The following is a 15578-nucleotide window of genomic DNA, read 5'->3' as shown; positions in this document are numbered from 1 at the left end:
CCTAGTCGAGTGAGTACTGGATGCTGTTCAGAGACACCCAGGGGGGCCGGATGATCGGCGTCGTGTAGGTGTCAGTGCTGGCTGTGGTGGTGCCGACGATCTGCACCGTGCCATCGGTCTGGAAGTCGGCCTTCAGTGCGAGTGACGAGCTCGATGCGGCCGAGCAGGCAGCTGGGGCGGTCCGGCGCGACGCTGGCCTCAGCGAAGCGCCTAGGGCAGCGGCGAGGATGAGGCCCCCGTTCGGGGTGGTCGTGCCGCTATAGGTGATGCCGATACCGCCGCGCCACTGCATCATGCGGGTGCCGTTGATGACGACGACCCGGTACTGCACGGTCCCGTTCGAGTTACCGTCGTGGGCGTAGCCGGTCGCAAGGGTGGCTGTCGTCCAGGGGGTGTCGTTGCCGCCGCTGATCCGGCCGGCTGCCCACCAGTTCCCGGTGCCGGACTGCACGAGGAGGATCTGGTCGCCAACGGCCGGTGCCTGGTACGACTCCAGTCGGCGAGCACGGACATTGCCCACGTCGACAGTCCCTGCGGCGACGCCGACCGCGGTGACGATGCCGGACTGGACGTCCGCGCGCCGGACTTCGGGGTCATCGCGGCCCGCCTGCCGTGAGGCGGCGGCGATGCCTTGAGCGAGAGAGAACCCGTCGACCATCAGGTGTCCTGCTTTCCGCCGATGGTCTCGATGGTGATGGAGTCGAGGCCGAGGCTGATCGTGAAGGACTGCACCTGCTGCAGCTCGCGCTGGCCGTCCTCGTAGGTGACGCGGAGGACGTCGCCCGGTTCGAGGCACGGGTTGGGCAGGCTGGTCAGCGAGACAGTGGCGTTGGGCTTGATCGAGTCCCGCAGCAGCTTCTGTGCGGCGTTCAGCGCCAGCGACGCGCTGGTGAGGGTGGCCGAGCTGTAGAACTTGGGCACCCTGCCGAACGGGCCGCTGACGTAGGTCGGCGAGGTGGGGTCGGTGTCGGACGCGGTGGCGGTCACGGGGGCGGCGTTGTCCTCGGCGTTCTCGCCGCTGGCGACGACCACGTTGTACATGCCGTCCCGGCTGAAGGAGCGGTTGGCGGAGATGAGGACACCGGCTGCTCCTGCGTCGATGTCCCAGGCGACTGGGGCGGTCAGCATGTCGGGGAGTTCGGCGACGATGAACTGGCCGTCGGCGTCGGCGTACACCTCGGCGCCGATCGCGGTGGCGCACTCCTGTACGGCCGCCCACCGGTCCGACTGAGCGTCCCAGGTCATGGTGCCGATGGTGGCGTCGGACGCCTGATTGACGACGGTGGCGCCCGGGATGCTGTCTTGGATGAGGCCGGTGATCGCGGTGATGGCGTTCGCGCCGCCGCGGGTGGTGTACGGGGTGGTGAACTTGTCGTCGGCGATGACCGCCTCGAGCCCGGAGCCGTTGATGGTGACCGGCCCGAACGCTGGGTCGCCGCTGATGCCGTCGATGCGGAACAGACCGAGCGGGACCGACTCCACCGAGCCGTCGCCGTAGATGACGCCGCGGCGGATCCGTAGCCTCGCCCCGTACAGGGCGAGCTGGTCCGTGGGTGTCATCGGCAGCAGGCTTACGTCCGGGACCGTCACTGAGCAGGTGCGGCGTACCGCGTTGCCTCGGTCGACGGTGACGCTGCCCTCCGTGTGCAGCATGTCGATGACGACGCCGTCAGTGCGGAGCATCTGCACTTTCGTGAACGGGACGTGGCTTTGACGCAGCGCCGGCAGGAAACGGGAGGACGGTGCGGGGTACATGCGCCCTCCTCCCTGTCAGCCTCCGGTGCGCTGGCTGAGTGCCAGGTCCAGGACGGTCGGGTAGCGGTCCATCAGGCCGAGGACGCTGGCGTTCTCGATGCCGACGTCCCGGACGGTCCACGTGGGCGAGCCGGCCATGCCGCCGGTCGGCCTGTCCACTTCGGTGAGTGGCAGCGTCCACTCCCGCCACGGATCGGGGGCTTCTTCGGAGATGCGCGGAAATGCGGTCTCGGCGACGGACACGTACACGTCCGACTCGCCCATCCCGGGCGCCGACTGCCAGAACAAAACGTTGCCGGTTTCCAGGAGGAACCGCAGCGCCTCGCGTTCCTGGTCGGTCTGCGTCCACACGACCAGCGATCCCTCGCGGCCCGAGCGGACACCGGACAGGACGACGGCGTTCTGCCGGCCACGGATGCGGTAGACCTGCTGGTCAATGGGCTGCTGCCACTCGGGGGGGCTCTTGACAAGCACCTTCATGTTGACCAGCGGCCGGGCGGGGTCCTTCAGCCAGATGTAGTTCGGGTCGCCCGGGTCGAGGATGTAGGTGCCGGTGGTGCGGAACTCCAGGAGGTTGCCGGTGGTCGCCGAGTAGAACTCGATGCGGTAGGAGAACTGCACGCCCAGGGGTGCCTCGTAGTCGGTGACGATGAGCGTGTCGTCCGTTGGCGCGACCTGGTACAGCAGTCCGGACGGGCCCCGCACCGCTGTGCGGGAGCCGTCGGCCAGGACCCGGTAGACGGTCATCAGCCGGGACGTCGTGATCTCCCGGATGACCAGCTGCGTCGACGCCGTGGCATTGCTGACCGTGATCGTCTGCTGGGGCAGCACCTGGTACAGCAGCACCGTGTCCAGCTGCAGCGTGCTGCTCGCCGCCGACGCCGTCAGCGTGTAGTCGATCTGCGCGAACGCCGCGTTCGCGGGAGCGGCGAAGTCCTGCTGCAGCACCCACCAAGCACCATCGGATGGAATTGCCGCCGACGTGCTCGACGTCGTGGTGATCAGAGCGCTCGACGCGTCGAACCAGCGGACCGAGGACGAGAGAGACCAGCCGCCCGCCACCCGCTTCGCGGCCACGTAGACCCGCCAGTTCACGCCGCCGGTCACCGGATACATGCCGGAGCGGATCGTGCTGGCCGACGCTGTGCCACTGGAGACCGTCAGGCTGTAGTTCTCGGTGAACCCTTGGGCGCCCCACGGTGTTGACCGGGCGATCGTCGCCACACCCGACGGCACCGTCCACGATCCGACGCCCTGCTCGAAGCTGCTGTCGGCATACGTCACCGCGTTCCTGTTCGCCAGGGCGCCCGTCGGGCTCGACGTGCGCACCTTCACAACAGCAGCCTCGGAGCGCATCACCTGCCCGGCCGTAGCCGAGGCGACGCCCACCGCGAGAGAAGCCGTGGCCGCCCCGGCAGGGGCGACGGCGCTTGCGTACTGCCGGTAGTAGCCGGTCCCAGGCGGTGCCAACGTCGACCGCGTTGCCGCGATCTGCGCCCCTGACGCGTTGTAGAACCGCATCTCCACCCAGCACGACGACGATGACGTCGGCGGCGACAGGTAGGCGTAAGCGAGGTACTCGACGCCCGGGGTCACTGCGGGCCGCTCCACGCACAGCGCGGACGCGTTCCCGTTCGCGGTGACGGTGAGGGTGAGCATCTCGCCGCCGCTGTAGTACCAGTCGACTGGCCACGGCACAGCCGGCGCCGTCCGGGACAGCGTGCAGTTCGACTCCGCTGCCCACGATGTACCGGAGATCTCCTGCTGCTCGGCGTCGAAGCTGAGGAGGTTCCCCGCGTACCGCAGCGGATAGCCGAAGTAGATGTTCTCGAAGAACAGCACCTGGTTGGCGGCCGTCGCCGTGGCGGACACCACCACCTGAGCGCGGATCGCCCCGATCGGTGCGACCCCGCCCACCGAGATCCGGTGCCACGACGACGACGCGGCAGCCGTCGTCAGCGACCAGGTGACGCTGATCTCCGTACCCTTCAGCGACAGCCAGCGGATGCCGATCCGCTCGGGGATCGTTGTGCTTGAGGCATCGGCGAAAGCGAAGTACGTCTGGCCCATCGTCACCGAATAGGACGAGTAGGTGCGAGCCTGCATCTCCCCCGTCGCCGTGGCCTTCATGGAGACGACACCGTCACCATTCCGGCCGCCCGACCCCAGGCTGAGCGTGCAGTTCAGCTTCGCCGCCCAGCCCGACGTGTTCGGGTCGATGGACTCCGTCGTCGCCGACAGGAAGTTGCCAGGAATCGCCACAGGTCACCCCCTCGGACGCGCGTTAAGACCGGTCAGGATCCGCCCGTTGTTGTCGCGGATGCGGACCTCGACGAACTCCGACAGCGCCTCATCCTTCGTGTGGACCTCGACCGTGAACTGGCCAGCACCGAGAGCACCCGCGCGCCCGGCACCCGGGACGGCCGGCACCGCGGCCCGGGAAACCCGCGTCGCGGCGGCGGCCACCTGGGAGGCGGTGGAGTCCAGGCCGATGGCGAAGCCTTGCCCGGTGTAGGCGCCGAGCGCGTGCGTCACCCGGGACGGGCTCTTGATCTTCAGCTTCTTCTTGATGCTCTTGACCAGACTGGAGGCGAGCTTGTCCATCGCCGCCTGCAGTTCCTTCTCCTGCGAGACGAGGCCGGTCAGGAAGCCCTTGCTCGCGTTCTTGCCCGAGTCGTACATGGCGTCGGCCATGGTGTTGCCGTAGGTCGAGCTGAGCTTGACGCCCGACTTGGCGAGCGCGTTCAGCTGGTGGATCTGCGAGCTGCCGGCCGTGGCAACCATGCCGGCGAGCTGACTGTCCGGGCCCATCGCCACCAGCTGCCGGATCAGGGTCTGAGACAGGCCCTTCTTCGACAGTGTCTTGATGGACGACTGGAAGGTCTTCGCGGTCGTCTGCCGCTGCCGCATGCTGGTGATCAGGTTGTTGACCGACGTCGCGTCACCCAGGTTGGAGACGCTGAGGAAGTCCGACGCGGCCTGTTTCTGATCGGTGGCAGCCTGCCGTGCGGTGGCCAGCTTGGATGCCACCGCGTCCCGCCGCTTCGCCAGCGACTCGAGCTTCGCGGACGTCTTCAGCGTGGACTTCGACAGCGTCCTACCGGCGCCGCCGGCCGCCTTCAGATCCTTCGCCAGCTCCTTCGCCGCCTTGGAGATGTCGGCAGCGGAACCGTGCAGGGCCTTCGTGAAGCCGCTCAGGTCACCGGGGACCTGCTTGTACGCCTTCCCTTGGGCCGCCGTCCGGTAGGTGCCGGACAGCCGTGTGCCCTTGGCGAAGCCGCGCAGCCCGCCGAGGCCCGCCGCCATCCGCATGGAGTCGGCGTGCGAGTAGACAACCTCGCCGCCGGAGAACCGGATCAGCTCAGGCCCGTTCTCCCCCACCCAGGCGATCTCACCCGGGCGCGGGCTGCCGCCGTTGGCGTATCCCTTAAAGCCGTACCGGTCGGTGAACAGCGAGGCGTTATAGCCGCGCGCCCGAGAGCCGACGATGACACCGTCGCCGCCCCGAGACTCGACGTTGACGCCGTTCAGGGTTCCCGCCGTGTGGCCCACGCCGGCATTCGTAATGCCGATCATGAACGGGGAGCGTGCGCCGCGGACCCAGCCCGACGGGGCCGACGAGCCGGAGAAGGCTCCCGTGGCCCAGCGGCGGTGAGGCTTCTGGCCTCGGATCACGGACTCAATGGCGCTCATGAAGCCCGAGTTGTGGACGACGATGCCGTCCGCGACGAAGTTGTGGGCTTCTGCCACCTCCAGGTCGTAGGTGTCCTGGACGCCCTCGTCAGTCACCTCCAGCACCTTGGCGACGGTGAAGTCACCAGCGTCCAGCCATGCCGCGATACCGGCGCTCAGCCTGCGAAGGGCGACCTCCCCATCGCGCCTGCCTCGCCACACGGAGAATGTGTGGAGGGGCTTGGCGTCTTTGACGGGCACGCCCTTGATGACGATGGGCTTGGTCCGGTTGTTGGTTGAGATGTTGGACGGGTGCTGGCCCAGCATCAGGTGAAGGGCGCGGACGTCCTCGACCAGCTCGCGGGACGCCGAGGCGTAGGTGCGTTCACCGTGCCTTGCCTGGTCCGTGGGTCGATGTCCGTCGGCAGCACAGTAGCCGTCGAGGAATGCCTGCCTCAGTTCACGATTCCACGTCCAAGCGGCTTTGGGCACCCGCTTGCTCAGGCCAGGAACGTCGAGGCCCATGTCCCTCAAGGTCTGCACGAAGGCAACGCTCGAGGCGACGACGCCGTGCTTGGGTGAGGTGAAGCTATTGATGCCGAGGCTGCGGAAGATCTGCTGCGCCCGAACGCTGTTGTCGTCGTATACGCAGATCCGGACGGTGTTGTTGGTGACGTACCCGTCGCCGACGAAGAGTCCCAGCAACCATGCAATGTCTTCCGACACGGGGGTTCCGTCGGGCAACTCGGGCGCAGTGACGTGCTGGACGTCCATCTCGCGGGGCTGCACCAAGAGGTCGCCTCGCTTGAGCTCATCCAGGCGTACCCACTCGACGTCGTAGCGAGCAGGGATCTGCTCGCCTCGCTTGCCGCCCTTCACATGCCGGGAGGGCTCGACCATGACCAGGCGCATGAACGGGTGGTTGGCAGAAGCGGTGACCGATCGGTTGCGCGTGCGGACCTTATAGACCTGCTGGGTCTTGGACTTCCAGGCAGCCGTCACGGTCTGGGTCGTGAGCTTGCCATCGACGTAGGAGTAGACCTGATCGCCTGCCCGGACGTCCTGAATCGGGGTCGCCCCATTGGGGCCATAAATCCTCACAGGTCCTATGATGCAGCAGTCCCAGCTGGGGTCGCCATTGCCGCCCCACTGGTACGGCTTGCCGTTCTGGGTGCGCGCCCAGGACAGGGCGGACTTGTAGCCCTTGCCGCCGATGCCGGCGTCCTCGAGCTTCTTGTCGGCCTTGTCGGAGAAGTCGACGATCGTGCTGATCATTTTCTTCGGCACGCGGGTGATCATGTCCCGGTACAGCGACGCCGAGCCGGAGATCTTGTTGATGAGCGGCTTCACGACGCTGTTCAGGCCGGACAGGGCGGACGCCTTGACGCCGTCCTTCAGCCAGGACACACCCGACTTGCCAAGGTCGTAGCCCTTGGACGCGGCGCTCTTCACCCAGCCGAAGATGCCGCCGTCCGCGAATGCGGGCAGCCCGAGGGCACGCTGCACGCCGGTGACTCCACCGGTGCGTGCAGCAGCGTTCATTGAGTTGACGTAGCCGGAGCCGACCGCGCGGGTCCATTCCGGCCGCATGATGGCCTCGCCGCCGGACAGGGCGGCCAGGTGGACGTCCCGGCCGGGCGTGTAGCCGGGCAGGACGCCACCGCTGGCGAACTTGTACTCGGGCAGCTTGGGCGCCCCGAAGGCTCCCGCCACGGTGTTCCAGACGCCGCGGAGCTTGCCGTACACCGTGTTCACGACGAAGACGACGGGCGCCTTGGCGATGCCCTTGACCTTGTCCCAGGCCGTCTTGATGGCGTCCTTCGCTGTGGAGAAAGCCTTGCCAACCTGCCCGAGAGCAGCCCTCAGCTTGTCGAAGACGGGCTTGATCCCGACCGAGTACACGGTCGAGATCACCGACTTGATGCCGTTGAACGCGGGCTTCACGCCGTTCGTCCACAGCCACTTCGCCCACGACGCGAGCGTCTTGATGCCGCCCGTGAAGTAACCGAAGATGATCTTTACCCCGGTCCACATGAACTTGGCGGCGGCCACGATGCCCCGGACGGCCGGGGAGATGGCGTTGTGCCACAGCCACATCGCCCAGGTGGCGAGCATCCGTATGCCCGCGGAGAAGTAGCCGAAGACGACCTTGATGCTGCCCCACCACAGCTTGAAGCCCGCGACGATCCACCCAATCACCGGGCTGATCGCGTTCGTCCACAGCCAGGAGAAAACGGCACCGAGCGCCTTGACCGCGAGGTAGATGGGACCGAAGACGACGATCGTGAAGATGGTCAGCAGGACCCGCGCAGCCGTGCTGATGAACCCGAACACGGGCTTGATCACGACGTTCCACAGCCACGCGAACGCCGTCCCCAGCGCAGACAGCGCGGCCTTGATGCCCTCGAAAGCGGGCTTGAGGACCGAGTTCCAGACGTACAGGGCGGCGGTCTTGATGCCCTCCCAGGCGGCCATCACGATCGCACGGAACGTCTCGGACTTCTTCCAGGCGATGACCAGCGCGGCGCCCAGCGCGACCAGAGCGATCGCGACGAGGACGAATGGGTTCAGCGACATAACCGCGTTCAGGACGGCCTGAGCCGCGGCGAAGCCGTTCGTGACGGCGGTGCCGATGAGGATCGCAGCCCGGTACACCGAGAACACGGCCGTGACGATGCCGGTGGCGATGGCCTGAGCGTTCAGCGCCAGCGTCACGCCGCCGATGGCGATCGCCAGCGGAACCAGCCAGACGCCCCACTGCTTGAACCAGTCGATCATTCCGGACAGGACGGAGCCCACCAGCGACAGCGCGGGCAGGAACAGCGACGCCAGCGCGCTGCCAACCGTCTTCAGCGGCGGCAGGACGTCCCTGTTGAAGGTGCCGCCCCACTCGGCGAGCAGGGGCAGCACCTCGCCGCCCAGGAAGTTCACCAAGCCCTGCTGCAGGGTGCGGGTGAACACCTGGAGCTCGTACTGCGGCCCGGACCGGATGTTCTTGCCGACCTTCTCCGCGGCCCCGCCGACCTGGCCGAGTCCCTTCGCGGCCTTGGACGGGTCCATGGCGAAGAGGGCCTTGCCCAGGTCTTCGGCCTGGGTGCCGAACAGAGCTGTCGCGGCCTGGGCCTGCTTGACGGGGTCCTTGATGCCGCGGAGCTTGTCCAGGGTCAGGTCGAGGACGCCGTTCGCCGTAGAACCGCCCTTGGCGAAGCGGGCGGCCATCTGATCGGCGTTCAGGCCCAGGGCTTTGAAGCCGGTCGCTGTCGAATCCGAGCCGTCGATGGCGCGGATGCTGAACTCCTTGATGGCGTCCGCGGCGAGGTCGGCGTCCCGGGCGCCGCCCTGGATCGCCTGGTTGAGCAGGCCGATCCCCGCGGCGCCGTCCAGGCCGGCCTTCCTGAACTGGGTGCCGTACTCGTTGATCGTGTCGAGGAAGTCCCCGGCCTTGTCGGTGCCGCCCTGGAATCCCTTGGTGATCAGGTCGAATGCCTGGTCGGCGTTCTTCGCCAGACCGGTGCGCAGCATCTGGGAGACAGCGTTGGTGACGCCACCGAGATCCTGGTCGAAGACGGTGGCGACGTCGGAGGCCTTGGTGGCGAGCTTCTCCAGCTGCTTCGTGGTCGCCCCGGGCGGGGCGAGCCCGGACTGCATGACGGACTTGATGGCGTCCGCGGCGGACTCGAAGGAGTCGGTTACGCCCGTGCTGTAGAGCTTGCCGGCGAGCTTGCCCTGCTGGGCGGCCACCTTGTTGGAGGTGCCCAGCTGGGCCTGCAGCTTGGAGGTGACGTTCGCCTGGTCGATGGCGTCGCCGAGACCCTTGACCAGGATGGCGCCGGCCGCCACACCGGCAGCGGCGGCGCCCACCTTCAGCTTGTCGAGCAGGGAGTCACCGGCAGCCTGACCGGCCTGGCCGCCCGCATCTCCGGCCGGTCCGGTGAGCTGGCGGCGCAGCTCGTCGGCGACACCACGGATCGACGGGATGATCTGGATTGTTGCGTAGCCGACGGAGGGCATCGTTCACCCCCAGTCGGTCTATCTGATGAGTCCTGCCGCGATGGCCTGCTTGCGTTCGGCCGCCCGGCGCAGAGCCCGCTGGCGGGCCGCCTGGCGTTCGGGGCCGTTCTTGTCGGCGGTCTTCTTGCCGCCGCCCACCCCGGGCCGCGGGAACGGCTTCGGGCGCGGGGAGAGCTTGGACTTCTCGGCGCCCTCGTTGGCGCGCTGCCAGTTCGCGGCCCGCAGTTCGTCGATGACCACTGCGGTGAGGTGCTCCTGCAGACCCCAGATGCTGTCCTCGTCGCCCGTGGCGATCCGGGTGCGGGCATCGGAAGGGAGCTGCCGGATGTAGCAGCGCAGCTCCCGCCACGTCATCCGCCTGTGCCCGTGGGCGTCGCGCAGGTGCAGGTCGCGCAGGCGGACGCCGTAGTGCTGGCGCAGGTCGGCTTCGACTGCCTCGCCGTGCTCTCTCACGAGCTGGGCGAGGCCTCCGATTCCCCCAGGCCGCAGTACTTCTTGTAGGCGTCGAAGAGGGCCTTCATCTTGTACTGGGGCATGCGGATCTTCCGGAAGTCGGCCCACTGCTCGTCGCCCAGCGCGAGCTTGAAGATGGCCATCGTGGCGCCCGCGTCGCCGCCTTCGGCGCCTTCCGCGAGGCCCCAGATGTCGAGGGCTTCGGCGTGCTGGAACTCCCAGCGGCGGCCGTCCCAGTGCACCCGCCACGGGGTGAGGTCGGCTTCGGCCTTGACGGTGTCCAGGTTGAAGTCGAACGGCTGGTCGTCGGCCGGCTTGCTGGTCGCGGTTCGGCTGGTCATCGCGGTTCCTCTCGCGGTTCGGGCTTGATGATCTGTACGGCGCTGGCGAGCAGGGTCATGCGGACCGTGCTGTAGCCGTCCGGGTTGAGGTGGACGTCGACGGGCTCCTGGGCGACGAGCCAGGGGAACGGCTCGCCGTCGACGAGGATCACGCCGTTGGGCTGGATGACGACCTCTCGGGCGAGCTGTGGCTGCGCGGCGGCCGGTGCGGCTTCCTCCTGGAGGAGGGCCGCCACGACCTTGCCGCGCAGCTCACGGGGAAGTTCCTCGCCGTCCTGGATGAGGCCGAGCTGTACCGCCTTGGCGGTGACGTCGGCCTCGGTGAAGGTCAGGCGCATGTCGCGGTCCTTTCGCGGTTCGAGGTGGGACACCGGGGCGCGGCCGAACCGCGACGAAGGGTCCGCGCCCCGGTGGTCTGTCAGGACACCGTGACGGCGCAGGTGTCGTTCTTCCCGAGGTAGGAGGCGGTGACGGTGGCCGAGCCGGCTCCGACGCCGGTGACGAAACCGGAGGCGACCGTGGCCTTGCTGGTGTCCGAGGACGTCCAGGTGCAGGAGGCGGTCACGTCGGCCGTCGAGCTGTCGTCGTAGGTGGCGGTGGCGATCAGGGAGTCGATGTCCCCGACGGCCTGGGTGAGGGTGCCCGGGGAGACGTCCAGCGTCGTCAGCAGCGGCGTGGTCTGCCGGTTGAACAGGACACCGCCACTGGTGGGGAAGATGGTCGCGGCGAACGTCATGCTCTCGAGGTCGGACTCGTTCTCGCCGTGGTCGCCGTCCAGGCTGACTTCCGCGTACTGGGCGGAGATCAGACGGCGGACCTTGTCGCCCTCTCGCGTCTCGAAGGCGATCCGCACGCGGGCCGGGCGGGGCACGACGATCTGCGTGGGGGTCGAGCCCGGCCACAGCAGGCCGTAGGTGGTCTCGTTGTCCTCCAGCGCCGTGAAGCTCTTGGTGAGCTTGAAGTGCTGGCGGCTGGTGCGGACCAGGATGCCGCCCCAGGCGAACTTGTCGTCGGTGTCCTCGTCACGGCTTTCGGGGAAGCCCTCGTCGCCGTCGAGCAGGCCGACGAGGTCCCAGTCCGATCCGAACGGGGCGTGCGCGTTCGCGGGCAGGGCTGCGGAGAGGTTGGTGGAGATGTAGACGTCCGCGTCCGTCCACAGATTTGCCTTCAGCGGGTCGCCGGCCACGGCGTCCTCCTCATCTCAGTACAGGGTGGTTGTCGCGGTTCGGCAGAGCAGGTCACGCCGTGAGGGGCTGCGGTTTCACGTTGGCGATCGCCGTAAAGGTCGACAGGTCGACACCGGAGTCGTCGTCTGTCGTGGGGATGGGCCCGGTGCCAGGGCGGAAACCCCGGATGACGGGGCCGGAGTGCACCAGCCACAGGCCCTGGCAGAGCATCGCCAGATCGTGGGCCTGGTCGGCGTCCTGGTGCCACACCGTGCAGCGCAGGGTGCAGCGGGCGTTCGCCATCGACGGGTGCGGGAAGTCCGCGTCCTTGCGGACTAGGACGAACGGCAGCCGGTCGTCCTCCGGTGAGCGGATCGTGGGCACTCTCGTGCCGACGGTCACGCCGTGCGTGTACGCCTCCGACCGTCCAGTCAGGGCCGTCCGCAGAACTTCGGCGCCCGCGGCCTGCACGTCGCCGAAGACGACCAGCGGCTTCACCGCTGCCATGCCTTCACCTCGAGGCCGGCGAAGCCGGCCGCTCGGGTCAGGATGCCGTGCTGGGCCTGCCAGGCCATGGCCTGCGCGTCCGCGACGACCACCGTGGCGGCGCCACGGTCGGTGGTGTAGCCGCGCACCTCGATCGCAGTGCCCCCGGGGACGAGAGCACGCACGTTCGCGGCGACCTCCGAGGCGAGCCCGTCGACGAGCTCGCGGACCTCTTGGCCCTTGAGGATCTCCCGGACGCCCGCCGCGTCGAGGCGGAAACTCTGCAGCACGAGCGGCCTCCTATCCGGTGGCGCGCACCATGGCGAACTCGATGTGGTGCGTTGTGTCGGCGAACAGGTCCGGCCAGGTGGCGACCTCGCCGTCGACCTCGAAGGTCTGGCCGTTCCACTCGATGCGGTCGGTGGCCTTGATGTCCGGGCTGGTGCCTTCGGTGGACTGCACTCGGTAGCCGGTGATGGTGGCGTCGCGCTGCTCGTCCGCCGTCTCCGATTGGGAGTTCGGCTGGATGTTCAGCCCGGTCACGGTCAGCCGGTTGGGGTTGGACCAGTCCGGGACGGTGTTGCCGCCCCGGTCGGTCTTCACCCCGGCCCGCACTCGCACCGCGCTCTGGTTGAACATCACGGCCGGTCACCCCGGTTCAGCCGGTAGCGCTCGACCGCGGCCGTCCACTGCGCGGTGACACCGATCGCCGCCTGCACGCCGAACGTGACGCTCTGGCCGCCGACCGTCTTGGTCTGCACGCCCGGATCGATCCGGTACATGGCGCGGGCCTGGTCGATGACGACCTCCTGGATGTCCTCCGGGATGACCGCCCAGCCGTGGTCGTAAGCGACCCGGACGCAGCGCAGCCGATCTGGCCAGACACCGCCCAGGCGCCGGAGGAAGCCGTCCGCCGACCAGTCGAAGTCGGCGCCCGCAGTCAGTGCGGTGCCGTCCAGCTGGACGGACGTGACGGCGAGGACCGGCGCCGCCGGCAGCAGCAGCGACTCGCGCCCGTTGCCGTCCAGGGTGACGGTGTCCCCGCCCACCAACGACACCGGGTGCCGCACCGCACCGCGGAACCGGCGGGACGCCGCGGTCAGCGCCCACACCAGCTTCGGATCCGTCGGCTGCACCCCGAGGGAGGCGGCGAGTTCTTCCGGGTCGGCCAGAAGGTCAGCCATCGCCCTTGTCGGAGGCGGTACGGGCCTTGTTCCGCGTGGTGCGGGACTTGGCCGCCGTCTCCTCGCCGGACGGCTCCTGGGTGGCCTGCTCGCCGCCCGAGTCGCCGCCCCCGACGCCGTACCGCTTGGCGTCCTCCTCGTTGAGCTGCATCGTGGCCTTCCTGCCGCCGGGCAGGTCGACCTCGTACACCTTCAGCGGACCGCCCACAGCGGCCACCTCCATTCGTGCGTCGAATGGCACAGACTCCGAGGGCGGCCCGCAGGCGGCGTGAGCCTGGCCGCACACCGGGCACCGCCCTCGAAGACTCTGCGAGTTGATCAGGCTCACGCCGTCAGGTCGACCTTGACGAACGCCGACGGCTGGATGACGCCGAACGCCGCGCGCATCTCGGCGAGGATCGCGACGAGGTTGCGGACGAAGAAGTCGGCGTGGGAGTCGGTGACCGTGATGGACGCCTGCTCCCGGTCCCACAGCATCGCCTTGCGGAAGTCGCCGACGTAGCCGGTGCCCGCGGGGACGGCCTCGGTCTGGATGACCGGCAGACCCCACAGCGCCGTCGCGGTGCCGGCCGCGCCCGGGCCGCCGAAGTAGAAGTCGGCGTTGCCGTTGACCGACAGGTCGATGGACTCGACGTCGGCCGGGTTGAGGAGGTAGGCGTTCGGGTTGGACCGGCCGACGGTGAACACCTTGGTCTTGGCCTTGCGCAGGGTACGCAGCCGCTGCATGTCCTCGCCGGTGCCGGTGGCGTCCCAGGCCTGCGTCTGCACGCCGGAGACGTTGGCGAGGCCCTCGAAGTTCTCCCCGGTGCCGTCACCGGAGATCATCTGGTCCTCGAGCTCCTCCTCCAGGCCGTAGCGGAGGAAGGAGTCGATGAGGGTGCGGATCTGCGCCGCGTCCGACAGGGCCCGCTTGGTGATCGGGATCCAGTGCGCGATTGTCCGCACCGGCGTGGTCACCTTGGCGACCGCCAGGCCCGACTCGGGCTTGTAGCCGCCGCCGGCTGCGTTGACGAGCGCGCCAGCGGTGCCCGGGGCGGTCGGCGCCGCCGAGCTGGTGGCCTCCGCGACGGGGGCTGCGTTGTTGCTCGTCGACGTCACCCGGACGTACTCGATGGTGTCCGAGCCGGTCGTGCCGTTCGCTACGACGTCCCGCAGCCGCAGCGGACGCTGGAACAGGTCCAGCCCCACCTGCAGGCCGCGCATGTCGTTGGTGACGAAGCCACCGGCGGACGTGTCCGAGGCGCCCGTCACCAGGCTCTTGTACGAAGCGGGCATCGACTGCACGCGGGCCTTCGCACCGAAACCGCCGGACGGGGCGCTGGCCATCAGCCCCTGGTAGGCGTCCGACTTCACGAACGACTCACCCAGGCCGCCGCCGGCCGCCGGGACGATCAGCCCGGACGGTGTGCGCCGCTCCCCCGCCGCCTTCTCGTTCAGCTCCACACCCTCGCCGAGGTCGGCGAGGGCCTGCCGCATCGTCGCGGAAGCCTTCGCCTTCTCCAGGCCGTCCTTGGCCTCCTTGGCCTTGGCCATGTGCTCAGTGACCTGGGCGCGCTCGTCGTCGGTGAAGTCCTCACCGCGCTCCTCGGCCTTCGCCGCGATGGACTGGGCCTGCAGCAGGTGGTGCTTGAGCTGTTCCTTCAGCTCCTCGATCTTGTTCACTGTGTCCTCATTCCGTGAGCGTGGAGACCTCCGCCCCAAGGGCGTCGAGGTCAGCGAGCAGACGGAGCGAGGCGGGGCTCGGGCCGGCCGGAGCTTCCTTGGCCGCAGGCTGCTGCGGCGAGGGCGTCTCGGGCGGGACAGGCGTGGCCTTCTCTTCGTCATCGGCGCTGGAAATCACGGAGTCCAGCAGCTCCTTGGCGAGGCGCGCGATGTCCTTCACGCGCTCCTCGTTCTTCGCCGACAGGGTCCTGCCGGCCTTCGCGGCCACGACCCCCGACAGGGCCTGGCGAAGCTCCTCGGTCTGCGCGGCGGAAGCGCCTTCGACCGCGATGCGCATGGTGGCGCCGTCGGCGGACTTCACGTCCAGCAGCTCGGTCGCCTGATTCGCGCCGATCAGCGTAGGGCCGACCTCGTAGAGCTTGAGCTTGCGCAGCTCGTAGAAGCCCTCGCCGTCCTTCTGATCGACCCACGCGCCCTCCTCGACGTCGTAGGCGAAGGAGAACTGGGTGACGCGCCGGCCCTTCAGCAGCTTGTACACCTGGGCGGCCTTCGTGCCCGGCTCGGTGTCGATCCGGGCCTTCACCCACAGGCCCTCCGGGCGCTCCTCGGCCTCCAGGACTTCACCGATGTGGTAGTCGGGGTCCTGCGACATGTGCGACCAGAGCACCGGGATCGGATCCCCGGCGGCCTTCCACTGGGCGAGCGTGTCCGCGAACGCCCCTGGTGTGATCTTGTCTCCGACACTGTCGAGGTTGTACGCGGCGACGATCGCCTCGAACGTTCCCTCGTCGGTGCCCTCGTGCTCACCCGCCGCCTTGATGCGCACGGGGCAGCTCTTGATTCGCATG

General features: G+C 68.5%; 15 protein-coding genes. All 15 read right to left on the bottom strand.

The genetic code is table 11. From position 1 onward, the window contains the following. Window position 1 precedes the first annotated feature (1 nt). Window positions 2-658 (bottom strand): hypothetical protein, encoded by a 657-nt coding sequence (locus tag ACFYU0_RS01610; protein ID WP_389297045.1) that lies wholly within the window; start codon window positions 656-658, stop codon window positions 2-4. Next, window positions 658-1683, bottom strand: a complete 1026-nt coding sequence (locus ACFYU0_RS01605; protein ID WP_389297044.1) for a DUF5047 domain-containing protein — start codon at window positions 1681-1683, stop codon at window positions 658-660. Before ACFYU0_RS01605 ends, ACFYU0_RS01610 begins: the two co-directional genes overlap by 1 nt. Before the next feature lie 87 nt (window positions 1684-1770). Further along, window positions 1771-4017 (bottom strand): hypothetical protein, encoded by a 2247-nt coding sequence (locus tag ACFYU0_RS01600; RefSeq protein ID WP_389297042.1) that lies wholly within the window; start codon window positions 4015-4017, stop codon window positions 1771-1773. Window positions 4018-4020: 3 nt separating this feature from the next. Beyond that, window positions 4021-9438 carry a phage tail tape measure protein gene (locus ACFYU0_RS01595; RefSeq protein WP_389297040.1) on the bottom strand — a complete coding sequence of 1806 codons (5418 nt, stop codon included), beginning with the start codon at window positions 9436-9438 and terminating at the stop codon, window positions 4021-4023. Between the two features lie 18 nt (window positions 9439-9456). Further along, entirely contained in the window at window positions 9457-9891 is a 435-nt protein-coding gene (locus ACFYU0_RS01590) for a hypothetical protein (protein ID WP_389297038.1), read from the bottom strand. Beyond that, window positions 9888-10232, bottom strand: coding sequence for a hypothetical protein (locus tag ACFYU0_RS01585; protein ID WP_389297037.1), 345 nt, complete (start codon window positions 10230-10232; stop codon window positions 9888-9890). The genes ACFYU0_RS01590 and ACFYU0_RS01585 overlap by 4 nt, the downstream gene beginning before the upstream one ends. Continuing rightward, entirely contained in the window at window positions 10229-10570 is a 342-nt protein-coding gene (locus ACFYU0_RS01580) for a hypothetical protein (RefSeq protein WP_389297035.1), read from the bottom strand. The genes ACFYU0_RS01585 and ACFYU0_RS01580 overlap by 4 nt, the downstream gene beginning before the upstream one ends. Window positions 10571-10650: 80 nt before the next feature. Further along, the gene (locus ACFYU0_RS01575) at window positions 10651-11418 is read right to left on the bottom strand and encodes an Ig-like domain-containing protein (RefSeq protein ID WP_389297033.1); all 768 of its coding nucleotides are present in this window, start codon (window positions 11416-11418) and stop codon (window positions 10651-10653) included. 52 nt (window positions 11419-11470) lie between these two features. After that, a complete protein-coding gene (locus ACFYU0_RS01570; RefSeq protein WP_389297031.1) occupies window positions 11471-11905 on the bottom strand; it encodes a hypothetical protein in 435 nt (144 codons plus the stop codon). Next, complete coding sequence (locus tag ACFYU0_RS01565; protein ID WP_389297029.1) at window positions 11893-12174, bottom strand: hypothetical protein; 282 nt, start codon at window positions 12172-12174, stop codon at window positions 11893-11895. The genes ACFYU0_RS01570 and ACFYU0_RS01565 overlap by 13 nt, the downstream gene beginning before the upstream one ends. A gap of 10 nt (window positions 12175-12184) precedes the next feature. Then, complete coding sequence (locus ACFYU0_RS01560) at window positions 12185-12526, bottom strand: hypothetical protein (RefSeq protein ID WP_389297028.1); 342 nt, start codon at window positions 12524-12526, stop codon at window positions 12185-12187. Then, window positions 12523-13068, bottom strand: coding sequence for a mobile element protein (locus tag ACFYU0_RS01555; protein WP_389297027.1), 546 nt, complete (start codon window positions 13066-13068; stop codon window positions 12523-12525). Before ACFYU0_RS01555 ends, ACFYU0_RS01560 begins: the two co-directional genes overlap by 4 nt. After that, a complete protein-coding gene (locus tag ACFYU0_RS01550; protein ID WP_389297025.1) occupies window positions 13061-13276 on the bottom strand; it encodes a hypothetical protein in 216 nt (71 codons plus the stop codon). Before ACFYU0_RS01550 ends, ACFYU0_RS01555 begins: the two co-directional genes overlap by 8 nt. Window positions 13277-13392: 116 nt before the next feature. Continuing rightward, window positions 13393-14730 carry a phage major capsid protein gene (locus ACFYU0_RS01545; RefSeq protein WP_389297023.1) on the bottom strand — a complete coding sequence of 446 codons (1338 nt, stop codon included), beginning with the start codon at window positions 14728-14730 and terminating at the stop codon, window positions 13393-13395. A 7-nt stretch (window positions 14731-14737) separates the two neighbouring features. Further along, window positions 14738-15577 carry an HK97 family phage prohead protease gene (locus ACFYU0_RS01540; RefSeq protein WP_389297021.1) on the bottom strand — a complete coding sequence of 280 codons (840 nt, stop codon included), beginning with the start codon at window positions 15575-15577 and terminating at the stop codon, window positions 14738-14740. Between the last annotated feature and the right edge of the window lies 1 nt (window position 15578).

This window comes from Streptomyces sp. NPDC003720 (assembly GCF_042875075.1).
In the GTDB taxonomy this organism is placed as follows: Bacteria; Actinomycetota; Actinomycetes; order Streptomycetales; family Streptomycetaceae; genus Streptomyces.
This window is presented reverse-complemented; position numbering and strand designations above follow the sequence as displayed.